This window comes from Desulfopila inferna (assembly GCF_016919005.1).
GTDB lineage: Bacteria > Desulfobacterota > Desulfobulbia > Desulfobulbales > Desulfocapsaceae > Desulfopila_A > Desulfopila_A inferna.
Map to the genome: position 1 here is coordinate 41,520 of NZ_JAFFQE010000004.1, position 19,400 is coordinate 60,919.

Consider the following 19,400-nt stretch of genomic DNA (forward strand, 5'->3'; position numbering starts at 1 on the left):
CACTATAGTTCGGTTAAAGTATCAAAAAGGTCTCTATCTGCTTCTATCTTGGCACGGTTGCCGATAATGGACCTGTGGGAGTGCTGCATCATTTCCCTGAACGCAGGGGCATAGGAGCGCAGGTCATCAACGGTGGTCGAAGTGATCTCCTCGAGTCTTTGTTGTTTGTATTCCGCAGTTACGCCGCTGAAATACTCATTTCTGGCGACAGCCGCTTTAGTCGATGGACTCTGGTGCGGGTTAAAATTACCATAGGTCCCTATGATGATCTGCTGCAGAACTTTCTGCGGCAGGTCAAGTTTGGCGACGACATCGGGGATTTTGCTGTAGGCGTCATAGGTTTTCTTTACTTGTGGATCACGATAACTGACAAAGGCAATGTTGCCCGATATGCTGCTGAACTGGACAAAACAGCCATAGGCGCCTCCCATCTGGCGCACGCTGTTCCACAGATAATCCCGCGAGAGAAAGGTTTTCAGTACCTCGAATTGTCCGCTGTAGCCTTTGCCCTGGGGCAGCAGTTGTCCGCCCTGGACGGCAAATACGATTTCCGCAGAAGTGATGAAAGCCTCATGAGCAGGAAGCTGAGCAGTCTCCAGCGGGACCGGTGAAACCGGCGAATCCGGCAGGACATCTATCAATGATGAGGCCGCTCTTGAAAAAGTGGAGATTTCCTCTTCCTCACCGGCGATGCCGAGTATCAGATTATTGCGGTTGAAGAGCAACGTGGTAATTTCCTGCAATCCCTCAAGAAACCGTTCTTCCTCTGCATCGTAGCTGGTGGCCAGCTTCTTTAACATCTGGTAGGAGGTGATGCCGTTGATCAGCTCATTGTAGTAGCCCGCCTCGCTGAGATGGGCCAGCACCCTGATCGCCGGCAGATTGTATCCTTCACTCTGGGCCGAGTGCTCGCTCCAGGCGAATTCGCGGCTGACGATTTCCCGGATCCTCCTGCGGTCGGCAAGAGATGGGCTCGAGAGGACGCTGCTGATGAGATCAAGGGTTCTTTCCAGGTAGGCCGGCAGACATTTGGTATGCAGCCAGAAGACAGGCCGCACCAGGCCGGGCTCCCCTTTTTTCATGTAGGTATTGACTGAGTGGAAGAAATTGCCGGTGCAGGTGGCGACCTCCTTGGCAAAATGCATATAATCCATCTTTTCGGTGCCGATTTCAGTAACGATTGTTCCAAAGAGATCAAGCCAGGGCAGCAGCCGGGTCGGCAGCGCTTTAAAATCAAAACCGACGTCGAGGTAGCTGATGCGGTTGGTGATCAGCTCACTTACCAGAACCTCCCTGTCGAACATCCGGGTCGGCTCGACGGTGTGGAAGTCAACGGAAACAGGGAGATCGGAAATTTCAAGATGGGGCAGTTTTTTCAGGGTTTCCTCGTCATTGGGCTGAAGCTGCAGGTTCATCAGTTCATGGGTTCTGGCTATGAGTTGCTTCTCTTTCTCCTGATCCAGCGTTTTGCTGAATTCGGCCAGTCTGGCCTCCTCTTCCTTGAAGGTTTTCTTACCCTTTGCCGGATCGGGTTTCAGGGTGACAACCACGGTGGAGTCGTTGCCGAGCAGAAATTTGCTGATGAGCTCTTCAAAATAGTTCTCCTTCAGCGCCTTGTCCCGCACTGTGCGGATCAGCTCTTCGTTAACCAGATTTTCAAAAGGATCGGTGCCATATTTAAAGGCGGCCATGGCCTTGCTTATTAAATCGAGACCGCGTTGAGCCTTGGAAGATTCTTCACGGGCGGTGAATTCATATTTGTTGAGTTCGGAGATGACCAGGTCGCGATCGAGGCCGTCTGCTACCATCGATTTCAGGGTGGAATGGTAGAGTTCCAGAAAGGCGTCTCTCTTCTCTACCTCGCAACCGACAAGATAGGTGATCATAAAGGTGCGAAAACAGGATGAAGAAAGATAAAATCCCCCGAAATCCTTGCATATTCCACTCGATATGATGGCTTGCTTCAAGGGGGAGCCGTCGGAATTATAGAGAATGTTGGCAATAATCTGGAAGGCCGTATTGCGCTGCCGGTTTTTCACGGTTGAAACCGTGGTGCCCACGGCAATAAATGTTTTTCCTTCGATATCTTCGGACTCGACGCCGTAACTGTCTTCTATGAATACAGTTTCGGAGGCCAGTCCGCCTACCTCGATCTCTCGGCGTTCTTCCTTGTCTTCATAACGAAGCAAAAATCTTTTCTGCAGAAATTCGAGCTCGCGGTCAAGATCGGCATCACCGTAAATGAAAAAGGTGCCGTTGGAAGGATGATAGTGATGTTTGTGGAATTCACAGAATTGTTCGTAGGTCAAGTCGGGAATGTTTTTCGGGTCGCCGCCTGATTCATGGGCATAGGTGGAGCCGGGCATCAGGCCTCCGAATATATGGTGAAATATCAACCTTATCGGGTCTGAGAAGGCCCCTTTCATTTCGTTGTAGACCACACCTTGAAACTGCAGTTCGCTTTCTTGGGATTCTTTATGGTAATGCCAGCCCTCCTGCTCGAAGGTAGTGCGCTGCAGAAGCGGATGGAAGACCACATCACAATAGACATCCATAATGTTCAAATATTCCTTCATGTTGCGGGTCGCGAAAGGGTAATAGGTGATGTCTGAGCCGGTCATGGCATTGAGAAAGGTCGTCAAGCCCCCTTTATTGATTTCCCCGAAAACGTCCTTGATCGGATATCGCTTCGATCCCATCAGGACCGAATGTTCAAGAATGTGGGCAACCCCTGTGGAATCGGTGGGTACGGTGTTGAAGGAAACCGTGAAAGTTTTGTTGACGTCATCATTTTTTATAGCAAGGAGCGGGCAGTCGAGAACATCATGGATGAAGAGGTAGACATTGGCGTGGATTTCCTCGATATGCTGATATTCTTTTAAGGTAAAGCCATGGTAGCTTTGTCCGACTGTATATGTCATTGAGAGGCCTTATGCGTTGAGTTAAAATATTTTATCCGAGTCAAGCAGCAATGTTACCGGGCCGTCGTTGGTCAGCGTGACCTGCATCATTGCCCCGAATTGGCCGGTGGCAGTCTTGATATCAAGAGCCTGCACCTGTGTAATGAATTTATGATAGAGCGGTTCCGCTGTTTCCGGCGGCGCCGCAGTTGAATAACCGGGCCTTCGACCTTTGCGGCAATCCCCATAAAGGGTGAATTGTGAAACAATAAGCATCTCTCCTGCAATATCCAAAAGAGAAAGGTTCATCTTGCCGTCATTGTCGGCAAATACTCGAAGATTTGCGATTTTCTCTGCCATCCAACTAATTTCGGCGTCGCCGTCCTCGGCATGAATACCCAGAAGCACCAGGAGACCGTCTGCTATTTCTCCGACTGTTACACCATCTGCCGTAACTGCTGCCCGGCTGACCCGCTGTATGACCGCCCGCATATCTGTTCCTCTTCCGTTGTCGTGTATATCCGCTGCCGTATCAAAGGGTGTGATCCGGTTCTCATGATCTGCACTTTACCGGAACCTGATCGGCAGCATGATCCGGCAGGATACACAATTTTCATTGAAATGAAAACAGCTTGAGTGTCCTGACCGGCAAAGCCTCAGGTTCTGCTGCGGAAGTAGTTCGTAATGGAAACACCTGACAGCAGCATGATGCCACCCAGAATTACCACGCCTTTGATGGACTCCCCCAATAAAATCCAGGAGAGGAGAATGGAGAAGAGCGGTACAAGATTGATGAATACTCCGGAACGTGTGGCGCCGATATTCTTGATGGCTCTATAATACAGAGAAAAACCCAACGCTGTTCCGAAAAAACCGAGATAGGTCAGGCCGAGCCAGTTCATAGCGTCAATATGGCCGAGATTTGAAAATAACCCGTAATAAGCGGCAGGAAAAAACAGGAGGATGGAGCCGATGAGCGACGAGTAGAAGACAGAAGCCAGCGGCGACAGCGATACCAGGACAACGCGGCCAATCAGGCTGTAGGCTACCCAGCTGACAACACAGCCCAGTAAGGTGATTTCTCCAACTCCGAAACCTGTGGAAAAAATCTCAGCGGGATGCCCGTTGCTGATCACGAAAACAGCACCGGTAAGAGAGAGCAGAATGCCACCGAACTGTTTGGCGGTAAGAGGTTCTTTGAGAAAGAGGGAGGCGAATATCGTGATTGCCAGAGGGTTCAGGGCGATGATCAGTGCCGCTCTTCCCGCAGAGATATATTGCAGCCCCGTGAAGAAGAAGACATTATAACTGAACACACCGGTCAGGCCGAGAAGAAGAAGAGGAAGCCACGTCTTTCGCGGAGGGATGGAAATTCTGCCGTCGGAGAGAAGTGTCAGGAAGAACAGGGCGACCGTGGCGATCGCGAATCGGATGAAAGCGGCGTTGGCCGGATTTACTTCGCCTGCCAGCGCTCTTCCGGCGATGAAGGTCCCTCCCCAGAAAAGCATGGTCAGGACGAGAGTTAAATAGGTGACAAATTGCATGGATGGCTCCCTGATATTTTTTCTAACAGTTATGGCATATACAACTGCTCGGTTTAGGTGTCAACCGCTTATGGAGAGCCGAATCTTTTTCCTGGTCCGGCACATACCCATCATTGTTCGGAAAGCACCAATGTTGAGTATAAAATAGAATTCTGGTATCTTGTGCGGAAAGTTTCGCCATAGCGTGGAGTGACTTTAAGAGATATGATTGAGTGAGAGATGAATTCTTCAATCTGACGGACTCGCAAAAAGCTCGATCTACGTCGTTGTAGATCAAGCTTTCTCGAAGTCGGAGTTTATGCCCATACGGACACTTATCGTAGAAACCATCTCTGCGACTTCGATGACTTTTTACAAGATTATCAATTTTGATATTGCTCTGGGAAGCTTCCGTTAATCGGTCTTCAGGGCTGTACAGCCTGATATTGCAGGGGGTACGGAAAATGTATTGGTTTCGCCATTTGCAACTGCGCTGGAAATTGCTGATAATGGTCATGCCTCTTGTGCTCGTCCCTCTGCTGCTCATCGCTTTTTTTGTCAGCAATGTCTCTATGGAGCTGGCATATGAAGGTATCACCCGCGCCACCAGGGACGATTTCCAGCATATGAGTGATTTCTCGCTGGATCTGATTGACGGCCATTATCGCCAGTACGAAGTCTATCAGCAGGAAAGGGAAGAGGCGGTTCGCAGAAAACTTCGTGATATAGTCGATCTGGCCTATAACCTGGTGGAGACGCAGTATGAACAGTCGATCCGTCGTGAGCTGCCCTCTCAAGGCGCCAAGATAGCCGCCAAAAACGGCCTCAAATTTGCCAGTATCGGTGAGGGCGGGTATATAACCGTGATGGACAGCGGCGGCAAGCTGCTGGTCCATCCGGTTTCCGAGGGCAAGAATATCTTCGATTCAAAGGATGAGGCCGGGCGGTATTTCATCAAGGAAATGTGTGATTCAGCCGTCAAGGCTCCTCCCGGCGAGGTTTTATTTACTGCCTATTCCTGGAAGAATGCACTCCTTGGCGATACTCGTCCCCGTGAAAAAGTTGTGGCCTACCGTTTCTTTTCCGAATGGGGGTGGGTCATATCCGCCGGCAATTATCTTGATGAAATTTATGATGAACAACCTTTTAAAAACCGTGCTTTTGATGATCTCAAAAAAAAGCTGAAGGAGAAAAAGGTCGGCAAATCAGGATTTATTTATGCGGCGGACTGCAGCGGCAGGCTGGCCATTCACCCCCACTATGAGGGGCAGAGTGTGAATTTCTGGCTGGATGGAGAAGGACAGGAGATGCTGCACCGGCTTTGTGAAAAAAAACAGACCTCCGGCTGGATGCGGTCACTCCAGGAGCAGGAGCCGGATAAAAAACCTCGAGTCAGAATTGCTAAGCTGGAATATTTTCCTCCCTGGGACTGGGTGGTCTTCGTCGAGGCCTACGAGGATGAACTTTTCGGCAGGGCGGCGGCAACCAAGAAGCATATCATGGCAAGTGTGATATTTTTCAGCCTGCTGGTCTCAGGTGTAGCCGGTCTGATTACATTTTATGTTGCCAAACGCTTCACTTTTCCAATTTTCATGATGACCGAGGAGATAGCCCGGGCCGGGGGAAGCCGTTTGGTAAGAAAAATAACCGTTCCGGAAGCCGAAGAGCTGAAAAAACTGGCTATCGCCATAAATACCATGTCCGACTTGATCCAGAGGGATAAGGTCCTTGAGGAAAAGCTCGCCAAAATGGAAAAAATGGCATCGATCGGAGTCCTCTCCTCCGGTGTCGCCCATGAGATCAATAACCCCATGGGGGTGATCCTGGGATATGCCTGTCATCTTGAAAAAAAGCTTGATGAAAATGATCCCAACTTTCACTTCATTCAGGAAATCAAACAGGAGAGCAAGAGATGTGTAAAAATTGTGCAGAATCTGCTCGATTTTGCCAGGGCGCCAAAACTATCCTTTGAGCAGGTTGATATTAACGATCTTCTTGATCAGATAGTTGATTTTGCCCGGAGCCATGCCGAAACGGAAAATATCTCCCTGCAGAAGAATTTCTCGGACGGCCTACCCGAGATCAGCATTGATGCCGACCAGCTCCGTCAGGTCATGATGAATCTTATCCTCAACGGCGCCGCAGCCATGAAAGAGGGAGGAACGCTGACAATTTCCACCTTTCTTGATAGTGAGATGCTGCAGATTGTTACGGAAGATACCGGTCAGGGAATTCCCCGGGAAAATCTTAACGAGGTGTATGAACCATTTTTTACCACTAAGGCAAAGGGGACCGGATTAGGCCTTGCCATAAGCAAGCAGATAGTGGAGGCCCATCTGGGAACAATCGAAATAGAAAGCACCGTCGGAGTTGGGACAACGGTAATTATGCGTTTACCGGTTAAATGAATGTTGATGGCGTCGTAAAAACTCTTCATCTTCTTCGTTGCTACAAATTTTCTATCATTACGACGTACCTTAGTACGACGAAATAATAGAAAATTTGCGCGCCTCGAATATGAAGCTTTTTACTTAGCCATCACAGATTCTACCCCTTTACAAGTCCATCAATGTTCAGATAGCCACGATCCAGTATTATTTCATGAGAGATGCAACAAAATGGAGGTAGCGGGTGACAGCGGGAGCTCATATTCTAGTCATAGATAATGAAAAAGGTCTTTGTAAGATGTTGGAAGCGGTGCTGACCGACAGCGGTTATCGAGTTTCCGCCTTTACCGAGCCACAGAAAGCTCTGGAAGTTTTTCACCCAGGTCACTTCCATATGGTGATAACCGATGTGAAGATGCCGGCAATGGATGGACTGGAGGTTTTAAAGTTAATCAAAAAGCAGGATGACGACGTTCCGGTGATTATGATTACCGGTTACGCCACTGTGGAAATGTCGATACATGCGCTGCGAAACGGTGCGTTTGATATTTTGACCAAACCCTTCGAACCCGAAGAGCTGATGCAGCGGGTTCGCAATGGTTTGCGGCAGACTTCACTAGTGGAGGAAAACAAACAGCTGCGTCAGGAGTTGGCCAACCACGACAGATTTGGTGAAGTGATAGGTAAATCTCCGGCCCTGACAACAGTGTTGGATACGGCGCGAAAGATTGCCCGCAGGGATATTTCAGTGACTATCAGCGGCGAATCCGGAACCGGCAAGGAACTTGTAGCATGCGCTATCCATGAGCATTCGGCCAGGCGGGGCAAGCCTTTTGTTGCTATTAATTGCGGTGCTTTGCCGGAGTCGCTTCTGGAAAGTGAACTGTTCGGCCACGCCAAGGGCGCCTTTACTGGAGCGGATCAGGAAAAGAAGGGACTTTTCGAAATGGCTGACCATGGCACGCTTCTGCTTGATGAAGTCGGCAATCTTCCTATGAATGTACAAAAGGCACTGCTTCGTTTTCTTCAGGAAAAAGAGTTTTACCGGGTCGGGGAAACCACGCCGACCAGCGTTGATGTACGGGTGCTTGCCGCTACCAATGCCGATCTGCAAGAGGAGATGGCTGCGGGAAATTTTCGTGAGGATCTCTATTACCGGCTCGCTGTGGTCCGCCTGGAGATACCTCCATTGCGTAAACGGAGAACTGATATTCCCTTACTGGCGGCGCATTTTGTCGAGATCATGAATCGCCGCTTCGGCACTAAAGTGAAGGGGTTCACTCCAGAGGCGTGTGAGGTGATGATCGGCTATGACTGGCCCGGCAACATTCGTGAGTTGAAGAATGTCATCGAAGCGACCCTGGCCATTGAAAGTGAAAGTCTTGTTGGGATTGACGGGTTGTCGCGGTTGATGGATGTTAAAAAATTTAGAAAGAATAATGCCCATTTGGCCGGTCTGCCAAAATACAGCGACGCCCTCAGCTCATTCGAACAGGATTATTTTGCCACTCTGCTTCAGCGAAATCGCAACAATGTCGAGCGAGCGGCTGAGAAGGCCGAGGTGAATGTGGCCACTCTTTATCGGAAGATAAAAAAATATAACCTCAGGTAATCTGTTTTTCTCAAAATTGCATTTCTGTAGAGGTGTTAATGGGTTTCAATTAATGCCATAAATACGGAGCTATATGTAAATTTACCTTTTCAATTTCCCTTGAAACAGTGCATCGGTGCCGGATAATTCGCGCAAATGCTAAAATTAAAAAATTCCTTCCGGGGTTTTGTAAATATATGGAAATGTAATATATTTTGCAGAATCGCCGCCAAGTCACACTGCTGCATCCTCCTTCTAATGGTTGTTTGTATTCGCATTGATGCGAAAATCTGAACCGCATTGTATAACAGCCGATACTGTTATATTGAAAAATTCTATGATTCCGGTGTATTATGGGATTGTCAATTGCTGGGATTGATTTTTGCATATCTGGAGTTACACCGGGAATCCCGTGCCCGGTCAAGCTGTTCGAATTTGGCAGAAGTTTTTCTTCGACAGCAATAAGGTTGTGCCCGTAACGGATTACAGCTCCACATCGCTCTCCTCCAAGGACTGATGAAGTTTTTCTCTGTTTACCAGAGTTTTCTTGTGGGCTGTCGCTCTCAGACGTTTCCGGGCACGACCTTGTCCTTTCTGCACCCGCACCTCTGCGATTTGTAAAGGTGCTCTTTCCTTATAATTCCTTAGTTTATCAAGAAAAAATCTTGGAATGGTTCTCATGCGCCATTATTCTGTTAACATTGTTCACCTGGAATGGTAGTATTGCTTGAATATCAACAAACGATGGGCTTGTAAAAAGCTCGATCTACGTCGTTGTAGATCTGAAACGGCTATTCGCCGTACCACAAGTACTGCCAAATCACCGTTTAAGATACTTCGTCTGGTGTTTCCGGCTTTTTTGAAATCTGCGCTTATCGCAGAGGTCCATCTCGGCAACTTCAATATCTTTTTGCGAGGTTACCGTAAATCATATTAGTTTTTCAGCCGAGCAGGAAAATTCATGATAAAAAAAATTCAGAGCCTTGTTGAGGAAATGTCGCTGGAGCTGCCGCATATTCTGGCTGTGGCGGTTGTGACTGTGGATGACGGCATGTCTATCGCAGAGGCGACTCGCCGGGAAGGCATTGAGACGGCGGCAGCTTCGGCGTATCTTGCCTCTATCGTTAAATCGAATAGTAAGGCAATCAGCCTTCTGGCCGATGATGATCTGATTGATGATATTCTGATAACTACCGATCAATATCACTTTATCATCAGGCATATGCCGGAGCAGCCCTTTTTTATTTTCCTGATGACGAGCAGAAAGGAATGGCTGGCCAAGGCGAGGATGCTCATTAAAAAATATGAACCAAAATTCGTAGGTCTGCGTGAGGCACTGGAACACCTTACCTGAGTTTGATGGCTGAAAAGCGGTTTAAGCACGCGCCGGAGGGTCTTTGGTTGGCAGGGATCCTCCTCCAAAATCGTATTTTCAAGTTCTCAACCAGTTGAACTGGATAGGTACTAGCCCAGCTGAGCTGGATGAGAGCTTTTAGACAGATTGAAAACAGTCTGTAAAGTTCTAATCCAGCTGAGCTGGATAAGTGCCATGGTTATAGAGGCAGATTCACGGAGTTTTAAATACATTTTTCGTTTTTTTAGGGCAGTTTTTCAGGAATAAGGCACTAAAAAGCTACTTTTTCTATCTTTGCCGAATTTTTCTTGATTGCGATTCTAATCCAGCCGAGATTGGTATCTTTATCTGCAACAATAACCAGAAAGGCATCCTCGCCCACGGGTGCGAACATAACAGGGCCTTCAGCGTATTCAAGCATGGTCATGTTCAGTTCGCCTTGACCAAGCTGGGTTCCCATCGCTTCTGCCGACCCGAAACCGGAGGAGGCGATGGCGCCGATCATTTCCGCATCGATGCCGGTTCTGGCCAGACTGTCCAGCAGGAAACCATCTCGTCCAACCAGGCATGCTGTATGGACGCCATCAATGTTCGTAAACTCTGCTAAGATTTTCTGGATTTCTGTCATGTCATTTTCCTCTGTGGTTTCCAATTCTCCTGAATTGGTTGTGATATCGTCTAACTTTTCGGCGGCAGGCGCATTTATGTCTCCTGCCGGTGGTAGTTCAAATTCTTTTTCCGAGAAGGCCAGGGCATTCACACCGGAAGCAGTTTTGCTTTTCGCCTCATCCTTCATCACCGCCGCTTCAAGCATTAATGATTCAACTGATTTTCCCATGCTGACCAGAGGCGGGTCCACTCCATTGACACTCTGAAGCTCTGCCCCCTCTGTTTCAATAATGTTGAAAAACGCCGTTTCTCCGGTATCGTTGCCAAACATTGCGTGAATGACCTTCCCCTCTTTGAAAAAGATCATGCCCTCTTTGCCGCCGGCGGTGATCTTTAATGCCGAGGTGGACTTGGCGAGTCCGTTAAACTGAATGATATCGAGGAGGGCAATTCCTCCGTTCGTTTGGCCGCTGCCGCCTTCTTCCAGAACATTTTCGACAATCTCCCGCATTTCGTTGATATCGAATGGTTTTTCAACAAACTGCACAGCACCGTCTTTTTTGGCTTTGTTGGCAAAGGCGTTGGATGGATACGCCGTCATGATAATAACTTTGGTATCTTTCCATTTGGTGCTGACTTCGGTAAGAAGCTCAAGTCCGCTCATTCCCGGCATATTGATATCGGTGATGACCAGGCTGACGGCGGTTTCGTTGAGGATGTTCAGCGCTTCATTTCCCGATTGTGCCGTGAACGTTTCGATATTGGGAATTCCATTATCGAGATTCCTTTGCAGCATCCACAGCATGTCTTCTTCATCGTCAACAATCAGGACTTTTTTCATTGCCACGTCATTCTCCTTTGACTGTCTGTAAAGCACCTTGTTCTTGGGATGCAGTGTAAATATCCAATCACAAGGGATAATGGGTATTTATACTCTGTTTCAGAGAATATAGCAAGGTTAGTGCCGGAAAGTCGGAATTGAATATTAATGTAATAAATCATTATCTTACAAAGATTTACCGTGGCTCGGGAAGGGCTGAAGTGGTTAATAAATAACCGCCTGGTTATTTATTAACCGGAGTTGAGCTTGGCGCGAAGAGTAGTTCTGGTGATCCCAAGAATTTCGGCGGCCTTGGATTTATTGTTGTCGGTTGCCTTGAGAACATCGCGGATATGCGCCACTTCCATGTCCCTCAGATTAAGGAAGACACTTTTTCTGTCGGTGATTGTTGTGTGATCTGAAAATGAGAGCCATTCGGATTTGCAGAAGATCATCTCTCTCTCCACAAGGTTGCGCAGTTCTCTGATATTGCCGGGCCAGTCATGTGACAGCAGAGAAGCGGCGGCGGAGTGGGTGAAGCCTTTGATGTTTCTCTTCAATTCCCGATTGAAGAAGTGAAGGTAGTACTCAGCGAGCTGCAGAATATCGTCTTCACGATTGCGGAGAGGAGGCAGCGTGATTGGGATGACATTGAGTCTGTAATAGAGATCCTGGCGAAAACTCCCGGTTTTGATGTACTCGCATATGTTGCTATTGGTTGCGGCAATGATACGAACAGAGACCTGGATGTCCTGGGTGCCGCCCACCCTGCGAAAAATCGATTCTGCAATAAGACGAAGAAGTTTGGGCTGCAGTGAAATTGGCAGATTTCCAATCTCATCTAAGAAAAGCGTGCCGCCGTCGGCAATTTCCACAAGGCCTTTTTTGTTGTTCAAGGCATCGGTGAAGGCGCCTTTTTCATGACCGAAGAGTTCGGATTCAATGAGATTGGCCGATAGGGTGCCGCAGTCCACTTTGACGAAAACCCCATTTTTGCCCTGCTGCAGATTATGTATCGCGCGAGCGGCAAGTTCCTTGCCGGTGCCGGTCTCGCCGGTTATCAGCACCGGGGCGCCCACCCCGGCGGCGGCGGCGATGGCCTCTTTTACCGGGAGCATGGCCCTGGAATAACAGATCATTTCCGGCTGCCCCTCTTCGTGGGAGGTGAGCATGACCCGCTTGCTGATCAGCCGGGACTGCATAATCCTGTTGAGCGCAGTAGTGAATTCAATGATGTCGAATGGTTTGACGATATAATCAAGAGCCCCAGCCTTGAGTGATTCAACCGCGGTTTTAGCGTCATTTTTACCGGTCAGCATAATGATGTCGCTATCGCCCGATATTTCACGAAGTGCCGGGATAAGATCGATGCCGTTGGTGTCCGGCAGGCCGATGTCCAGGAAAATCAAATCGATGATGTTGGCTTTGAGCAGGGCAAGGGCTTCTCCGCCGGTAACGGCTGTGAGCAGAGAATATCCTGCATGCTTGACAATATTGCCGAGGGCAAAGATGAGGTCATCAGCATCATCGACTATAAGGACGGTTGCCATTATTCCCCCGTCGAAAAATAGAGGGTAAAGGTGGTGCCCTTTTTGGGGGTGCTCTCAACTGTTATAGCGGCGCTGTTTTCCCGCAGTGTTCGATAAACGATGGAGAGACCCAGGCCTGTACCCGTCGATTTGGTGGTAAAAAATGGTTCAAATACCTTTTCAGTGATCTCCGGAGTCATGCCTACTCCATTATCGGCAACCGAAAGCGTGACATATGAGGAGAGCGGCAGCAGCCCGGGGTTCTTCTTGCGATGGTTCGACAAGACGGCACCTTTGATGTGCGCTGTTTTCAGATCAATGACGCCACCCTGCTGGATAGCATCCATGGCATTGAGAAAGAGATTGAGAAGAACCTGCTGCACCTGGTTTGGATCGGCTACGACAGGCGGGACGTTCTGGTAGTCTTCCCTGAAGATGATGTGATTTTTCACCATTTTATTTATGATCAGGTGCTGCGTTTCGGTGATGATGTCCAGCAGGGAAGTAGAACGGATCTGCGGTTCTGCGGGTCTGGCATAGGAAAAAAATTCGGTCAGCAGGGAATTGAGCCTGTCCACCTGCCGGATGATCCTGGTCAAACACTCGTTCTGCTCTTCCTTGGTAACCGATTGCCCCTGAATGGATTGGGCCATGATTTTGATGCCGGCCAGGGGATTACGCACTTCGTGGGCAACGGCGGAGGCTATCTCCGCAACGGTGGCCAGCCGATTCATTTTCTCCATCTCCTTGCGCACATATTTCAATTCCGATATGTCATCGATGGAGATGATGCGGCCCACCTGATTACCGTGTGCATCCTCTCGGGGAACAACGGAATAGCCGATAATCTTCCGGCCGTCATGCCCTGAGGTAATCGTCAACTCCTGATCAAGGTGTTTGCTGTTGCCGTGATTAATGTCAAGCAGCCTTGCCGCGGCATCCGGGCCCACCACGTCGATGAGATTTTTGCCGTCCAGGGTAGCGGTGAAGGTGCTCATGATCGACTCTGCAAGTTCATTATAGGTATGTATATTGCCATCGAGGTCGGTAACGATGAGGCCATGGGTCAAACCCTGAATAATCGATTCGGAAAACTTCTTCTCTTCCTTGATTTCGTGGATGGAATGACGCAGGTCGTGGACAAGTGTGATGAGCTGGAGGTCCATCTCCCGACTTTCAATCATGCCCGCGATGATGTTGCATATGGATTCAAAGAGCTGCTTGAAGGCAGGCTGGGAATTATGCCCTTTGCGTGTATAGAGACATAATACGCCAACCACCTTTTTCCCTTTTTTGACGGGTGAGCAGAAATGACCGTGTGGTTTAGCCAGACGACAGTTGGCGGCGCTTTTTGATTTCGTGCAGGAGTCAACATCTACTGCGTCATATTGAGCCGATTGCCCATAGGAACATAATCTCTGCGGTAGTTCCGAACAAGACATTTCACTGTGTTCGGCAAATCCTCTTCGAGTCTTTACGATAAAGATGTCACTATCCGGTTCCGCTAGAAAGACGGCGCCTCTCGGCAGTAGATTCAACTGCGGTATCGAAAAAAGATGATCAAGAATTTTGCCGAGTTGCTGGTCGAGTGGAAGCGGTTGGACCGATATTTTGAGAACCTGGTCAAGAATGGTCTGCTGATGATAAGAGGTGTTAATTTTTTCAAGAAAACGCTGTTGCCTGCCTAGATCTCTGACCAACACTATAATGGTATCCGATTCATTAATATTAAAAATGAGGAAATGGGCATCGAAGGCTGAGCCGTTTTTATGTTGGGCTCTCCGAGAGAGCGTGAATTGTTCGGATTGATTTTCCTCCCCGGTGGAGATAATGTCAGTCAGCGTCAGTTTGGGCATTGATTCGGGGGTGGGAGGCAACAGAAGGTAGAATATATTCTGTTCGAGAGCTTCCTGTTTCGACCATCCGAAGGTTTGCTCGGCACGCCGGTCCCATCCGGTAATTATCTCGTCTCGATTACAGGTAATGATTGCATGGTCTGTAGCGGAAAGCCTGTGGTTGTTTATTCTATCGTCAATGGCATCCATGATAATCCCGTAAAATGCTCAGCGCCAAATTCCAGGATGGTCTGCGATCTCCATCCATATTTTGCCTATATCCATTACCATTCGGATCTGCCTTGTACTGGAGTATTGAATACTATCTATTCAGCGGATCCGCATTAATGATTCTGGTTACCCCTGAAACTCAGCATTCTGGCCCGGGCCGAGACTGCTCTTTTCATCGGGACGCTATAAATCCGTCCATGGGGACTTCGCTGCAGCCGTCCGGGCAGCAGAGACCCGTGAAAAGAGCAGCCTTGACCTTGAGCTGAGGATTAAGTGTAATCAGGTAAATGATTATAGTGCCATATCAAAAATATATTTTCATATATTTTTACAGGTAAATGGTCGAAAAGTAGAAATAAACTTGAATAAGGTCCGATGCTATTGTAGCTTGATGGGAATTCGTGAGAAAGATTCTCACGAAAAATAGCAGCAAAGATTGGAGATTATTTTTTGCAAAAAAAACATGAAACAATCTGTAAGGTACTCATTTCCAGAATTGAAATATTGCCGCAAGGAGGAGCTTTAAGGTGGATGAAATCTTAAAAAAGAGACGCACTTTGCAGGAGACGATGAACTTTATGGCAGCGCTTTCTGCAGGGATCGAGCCCATCCTCGGGCGCGGCGCCAGCAGTATGACAATGTCGGCAGGTCGCAGTCTGGGAAGAAAGTTTTCCGAAGGGGCCAAACAGACCGATGATCTAATGGAGGCGATAGCCGAAGTGCGCAGAATCCTGATGCAGAATCATTGCCTGTGGGGATTCGAACCTTTTAAGCCCGCCTCCCAGAGTGCAATGATAATGAAGAATGAACAGGGACAGTCCCAGATACAATTGGTTTTTCGTGACTGCATGATTCGTCAGGCGCTTTTTCGCTTCGGTCATCCCCAGCAAGGCTCCCTGTGCAATATGATGTATGGCTTTTTCGCCGGTGCACTGGAAAGCATTATGGGAAAGAAGGCAACACTGGAAATAAAGCATGCCGGTGAAAATGCCTGTTTGAAGGTCCTGAGCGTTGATGGATAAGCTGTAAATATCTCGTTAGAGGAGTGTACTATGAGTGGTGAAAAAGTTCGCCTGAATACTGAGTGGCTCTGTGACTGCGGCGGATGTCATGTTGCCATTGTCGATATGCATGAAAAGATTCTTCAAGTGCTGGACGATGTCAAGATCCAAAAATGCCCGGTGCTCACCGATGTAAAAGACTATCCTGAGGCCGATGTCGGTATTCTGACCGGCTCCATACGGACTGAACACGATCGTCATGCGGCCATCGAGATGCGCAAGAGTTGCAAAACCATTATCGCCTTCGGCACCTGTGCCGTCTATGGAGGGTTGCATGGCGCCGGGCTGGCGCACAGCAGCGAAGAGATAATGGATTGTGTCTACAAGACAAATAAGACGACGAAAACTGATTTTGTGCCGACCACCAATGTTACCGGGCTCGAGCACAGAGTAATTCCGGTGGATGAGGTGATCGATGTGGATCTCTATCTGCCGGGTTGTCCGCCTCATGCCCATTACATATTTGAAAGCCTCTCCGCGCTTGTGCAGGGCCGACAGCCTAAGGCGGGGCAGGAGACGGTGTGCGCCGGGTGCAACCGGGTCATGAAAAAGACTGAGGTAAAGGCGATAAAGAACAGTCTTGAAGGCATAGCGGAAGATGACGTCTGTTTTCTTAGTCAGGGATATATCTGTCTCGGCTCGGTCACCTTGGATCGTTGTCTGGCTCCATGCCCCAACCATGGCATAATGTGCACCGGATGTGCCGGGCCGACCATGCAGATCCTGGCGGAACCCAACCACGATATCAGGACAGAAATCAGCGAGAGAATGTCGCGTCTCACCGCTTTAGAGAACGAAACGATCGTCAGCCATATGGAAAAATCGGCAAAAACCCATTATGCCTATGCCATGGCAACCAAGATGATCGGCAATAAACCGACTTTTTTGATCCATAAGTGGATTGCAGATGTGGAGGCAGGAAAATGAGTAAAACCATAAAAATAGATCCGGTTACCCGTATCGAGGGGCACGCCCGCATCGTTCTTGAGTGCGACGACTCCGGAACGGTGACCGAAGCCTCCTTCTGCGTTAACGAGTTGCGCGGTTTTGAACGCATTCTGGTGGGCATGGAAGCATCGACTATGCCGCAGGTTACCGCACGTATCTGCGGTGTCTGTCCGACTGCGCATCATCTGGTGGCGGCCAAAGCTCTTGACAATGCCGCCGGAGTAGAGATACCTGCCGCGGCAAAGCTGCTGCGCGAGTTCATGTACATGGGGCACTATATTCATTCCCACAGTCTTTCTCTCTTTGTACTGGCAGGTCCCGATCTGGTATTTGGACTTGACGGTGATCCCGCCACGCGCAATATCGTCGGCATGGTTGAGGCCAATCCGGAGTTGAGCCGGAAAGGGCTGCGGTTGAGAAGCCTTGGCCAGAAGATCAACGAGACCATCGGCGGCAGGGGGATTCATCCGGTAACCGCGGTGGCCGGCGGCATTTCCTTTAGCCTCAGTGACGGTCAATTCAAGAGACTGCAGGAACTGACGGCCGAGTCGGTCCAACGGGTTCATGAGTTGGCCGGCCAGGTAAAAAAATTGCTCTTCAACCTGCTCGACAAGAATCCTGTTCTTCTGGAAAAGCTGAATTCCGAAAGTTGGTATCTGGGAACTGTACAGGGCGGCAGACTCAACTTTTATGACGGCATGTTGCGAGCCATGGACACCCAGGGCGGGCTCAAAGAGGATTTCAGCTCCCTCTGCTATAAAGAGATGATGAGTGAAAGGGCGGTGCAGAATTCCTATGCCAAGGAGGTGTATCTCAATATGGATGGGGCGGAACAGATGTACCGTGTCGGTCCGCTGGCCCGGTTGAATGTGGCCGACTCCATGGAAACTCCGCTGGCGCAAAAGGAATTCGAGGTGTTCAGGGAAAAATTCGGAAAACCCTGTCACAATGCGGTCCTGCAGATGTATGCCAAACTTATCGAACTGGTATATGCCTGTGAGAAATCGCATGAGATAATCAACAATCCAGCACTTCGCGGCGAGACTCGGGTACCCGCCGATTTCAGAGGCGGCACCGGTATCGCCCATATAGAGGCGCCCCGGGGAACGCTCATCCATGAATATGATATTGACGATCGCGGCATAGTACGCAGCGCCAACATGATTATTGCTACCCAGCAGAATACCGCGGCCATCAATGCATCCCTTAGAGAGGGGGCCAACAGCATGCTGCAGGAATCCGACGACGAGGCCATGCTGAACGGTCTTGAATTCGTGGTTCGCTGTTATGATCCATGTCTGGCCTGTTCCACTCACGCCATAGGTAAGATGGCCCTTGATGTCGAGCTCGTTCAGAATGGCAGGATCGTTCGCAAACTGAGGAGGAAAGACAATGCTTGAAATGAAAATAAAAGAGAAGGCCTGTCGCGGCTGCCGGCTCTGCCTCGATGTCTGTCCGACGGATTGCTTTTCCTTCAACGAAGAGACCGGAAAGGCTGAAGTCGAGATCCTGGAGAACTGTATTGCCTGCCTGAGCTGCGGCTATATTTGTCCCTCCGGCGCCATTACCCACAGCAATTATCCTGCCGTCTCCAATTTCTACCGCAATATTCATTTCAGTCAGCGTATGGAGAAGTTCCTATGATAGAAACATCAGAATTACAGCTTACCGCTGAAGATCATGACAAGGCATTTGTGGAAGTCTGCTTCCTGCTTGATATGTTTGTCAGCACCATAGAGAAATTCGTCGGCAAGTCGACTCCGGCTCTTGCCGTTGCCGCCGGCCGGAAGATGGCTCTGAATATGCCCATACACCTGAATGATCCCACTCCTGATAATGCACTCAGCGAGCTAGTCCGGGTGTTCACTATTCAGCAGATGGAAATTTCCGGGGAAATGCAGGGCAATGACGCGATGATCACCATTGACCACTGCCCGATCGGAGCTGTCTGCAGGGAACGCAAGATGGAGCTGGACGGTGCCGCCTGTCAGATGTTCCACTATTATATCGGCGGCATACTGGCCGAATTTACCGGCAGACCGGCCAGGCCCACCACCATAACTGTGGCGGATACCAGCTGTACCTTCAAGGTTACCCTTGGCGGTGCTCCCAGAAAGGCATGACCACTGCCGCACTGATAATCTGCATCGGCAATGATCTTGTGGCCGATGACGGTATCGGCCCTGCCATCTATCAGGAACTATCGGGACGGACGCTGTCTGAGAGCATCCGTCTCAGGCTTTTGGGGCTCGGCGGCATGTTGCTGCTCGACGAATTTGCCGGCGAAGATCTCTTGATAGTCGTTGATGCCGTTCAATTCGGGGCAGCGCCCGGCACCATTCATATCCTCGACTGGACCGAGCTGCCTCAGGGCGGAGCCCATGTTTCCTGTCACGGCATCGGCGTGCGTGAAGCTGTCGAAATTTCCAGAAACCTCTATCCCGAAAAAACACCGGCACGGGTCTATCTGGTCGGTATCGAAGGAAAGTGCTTTGACCTGCTGGGGGTGGGGCTTAGTGCCGAAGTGGCCGCCAATATTGAGAGCGCGGCCGACAGGATTATCGAAATTATCGGTGAAAATTGATAATATCATAAAAAATCATGAATCTGCG

15 protein-coding genes are annotated in these 19,400 nt (G+C 49.3%); 9 read left to right on the forward strand and 6 right to left on the reverse strand.

All coding sequences use genetic code 11. The features are described 5' to 3' along the window. Positions 1 to 2: 2 nt before the first annotated feature. The 3 genes from JWG88_RS11175 to JWG88_RS11185 form a co-directional block, all read right to left on the reverse strand. Complete coding sequence (locus JWG88_RS11175) at positions 3 to 2,921, reverse strand: insulinase family protein (protein ID WP_205233841.1); 2,919 nt, start codon at positions 2,919 to 2,921, stop codon at positions 3 to 5. Between the two features lie 21 nt (positions 2,922 to 2,942). Further along, a complete protein-coding gene (gene dtd / locus JWG88_RS11180; RefSeq protein ID WP_205233842.1) occupies positions 2,943 to 3,392 on the reverse strand; it encodes a D-aminoacyl-tRNA deacylase in 450 nt (149 codons plus the stop codon). Positions 3,393 to 3,556: 164 nt separating this feature from the next. Beyond that, positions 3,557 to 4,444 (reverse strand): DMT family transporter, encoded by an 888-nt coding sequence (locus tag JWG88_RS11185; RefSeq protein WP_205233843.1) that lies wholly within the window; start codon positions 4,442 to 4,444, stop codon positions 3,557 to 3,559. A 443-nt stretch (positions 4,445 to 4,887) separates the two neighbouring features. Between JWG88_RS11185 and JWG88_RS11190 the strand changes: the two genes are divergently transcribed. The 3 genes from JWG88_RS11190 (at position 4,888) to JWG88_RS11200 (ending at position 9,755) form a co-directional block, all read left to right on the forward strand. After that, a complete protein-coding gene (locus JWG88_RS11190) occupies positions 4,888 to 6,831 on the forward strand; it encodes a sensor histidine kinase (protein ID WP_205233844.1) in 1,944 nt (647 codons plus the stop codon). 223 nt (positions 6,832 to 7,054) lie between these two features. After that, a complete protein-coding gene (locus JWG88_RS11195) occupies positions 7,055 to 8,422 on the forward strand; it encodes a sigma 54-interacting transcriptional regulator (RefSeq protein ID WP_205233845.1) in 1,368 nt (455 codons plus the stop codon). Positions 8,423 to 9,362: 940 nt separating this feature from the next. Then, positions 9,363 to 9,755 carry a hypothetical protein gene (locus JWG88_RS11200; protein ID WP_205233846.1) on the forward strand — a complete coding sequence of 131 codons (393 nt, stop codon included), beginning with the start codon at positions 9,363 to 9,365 and terminating at the stop codon, positions 9,753 to 9,755. Between the two features lie 271 nt (positions 9,756 to 10,026). Here the strand turns inward: JWG88_RS11200 and JWG88_RS11205 are convergent, their stop codons facing one another. From JWG88_RS11205 to JWG88_RS11215, 3 genes are all read right to left on the reverse strand, one after another. After that, the gene (locus tag JWG88_RS11205) at positions 10,027 to 11,205 is read right to left on the reverse strand and encodes a response regulator (RefSeq protein ID WP_240194432.1); all 1,179 of its coding nucleotides are present in this window, start codon (positions 11,203 to 11,205) and stop codon (positions 10,027 to 10,029) included. Positions 11,206 to 11,435: 230 nt separating this feature from the next. Beyond that, the gene (locus JWG88_RS11210) at positions 11,436 to 12,734 is read right to left on the reverse strand and encodes a sigma-54-dependent transcriptional regulator (RefSeq protein ID WP_205233848.1); all 1,299 of its coding nucleotides are present in this window, start codon (positions 12,732 to 12,734) and stop codon (positions 11,436 to 11,438) included. Further along, positions 12,734 to 14,758, reverse strand: coding sequence for an ATP-binding protein (locus JWG88_RS11215; protein ID WP_205233849.1), 2,025 nt, complete (start codon positions 14,756 to 14,758; stop codon positions 12,734 to 12,736). The genes JWG88_RS11210 and JWG88_RS11215 overlap by 1 nt, the downstream gene beginning before the upstream one ends. A 548-nt stretch (positions 14,759 to 15,306) precedes the next feature. On the opposite strand from JWG88_RS11215, the gene JWG88_RS11220 reads away from it, so the two are divergent. The 6 genes from JWG88_RS11220 to JWG88_RS11245 are packed head-to-tail and all read left to right on the forward strand — an operon-like array spanning position 15,307 to position 19,372. Further along, entirely contained in the window at positions 15,307 to 15,801 is a 495-nt protein-coding gene (locus tag JWG88_RS11220; RefSeq protein WP_205233850.1) for a hypothetical protein, read from the forward strand. A gap of 30 nt (positions 15,802 to 15,831) precedes the next feature. Next, complete coding sequence (locus JWG88_RS11225) at positions 15,832 to 16,767, forward strand: NADH-quinone oxidoreductase subunit B family protein (RefSeq protein ID WP_205233851.1); 936 nt, start codon at positions 15,832 to 15,834, stop codon at positions 16,765 to 16,767. Beyond that, positions 16,764 to 18,188 (forward strand): Ni/Fe hydrogenase subunit alpha, encoded by a 1,425-nt coding sequence (locus tag JWG88_RS11230; RefSeq protein ID WP_205233852.1) that lies wholly within the window; start codon positions 16,764 to 16,766, stop codon positions 18,186 to 18,188. Before JWG88_RS11225 ends, JWG88_RS11230 begins: the two co-directional genes overlap by 4 nt. Continuing rightward, a complete protein-coding gene (locus JWG88_RS11235; RefSeq protein WP_205233853.1) occupies positions 18,181 to 18,432 on the forward strand; it encodes a 4Fe-4S dicluster domain-containing protein in 252 nt (83 codons plus the stop codon). Before JWG88_RS11230 ends, JWG88_RS11235 begins: the two co-directional genes overlap by 8 nt. Next, the gene (locus JWG88_RS11240) at positions 18,429 to 18,911 is read left to right on the forward strand and encodes a hypothetical protein (RefSeq protein ID WP_205233854.1); all 483 of its coding nucleotides are present in this window, start codon (positions 18,429 to 18,431) and stop codon (positions 18,909 to 18,911) included. Before JWG88_RS11235 ends, JWG88_RS11240 begins: the two co-directional genes overlap by 4 nt. Then, on the forward strand, positions 18,908 to 19,372 hold the full coding sequence (locus JWG88_RS11245) for a hydrogenase maturation protease (protein WP_205233855.1): 465 nt from the start codon (positions 18,908 to 18,910) through the stop codon (positions 19,370 to 19,372). Before JWG88_RS11240 ends, JWG88_RS11245 begins: the two co-directional genes overlap by 4 nt. The last annotated feature ends 28 nt before the right edge of the window (positions 19,373 to 19,400 follow it).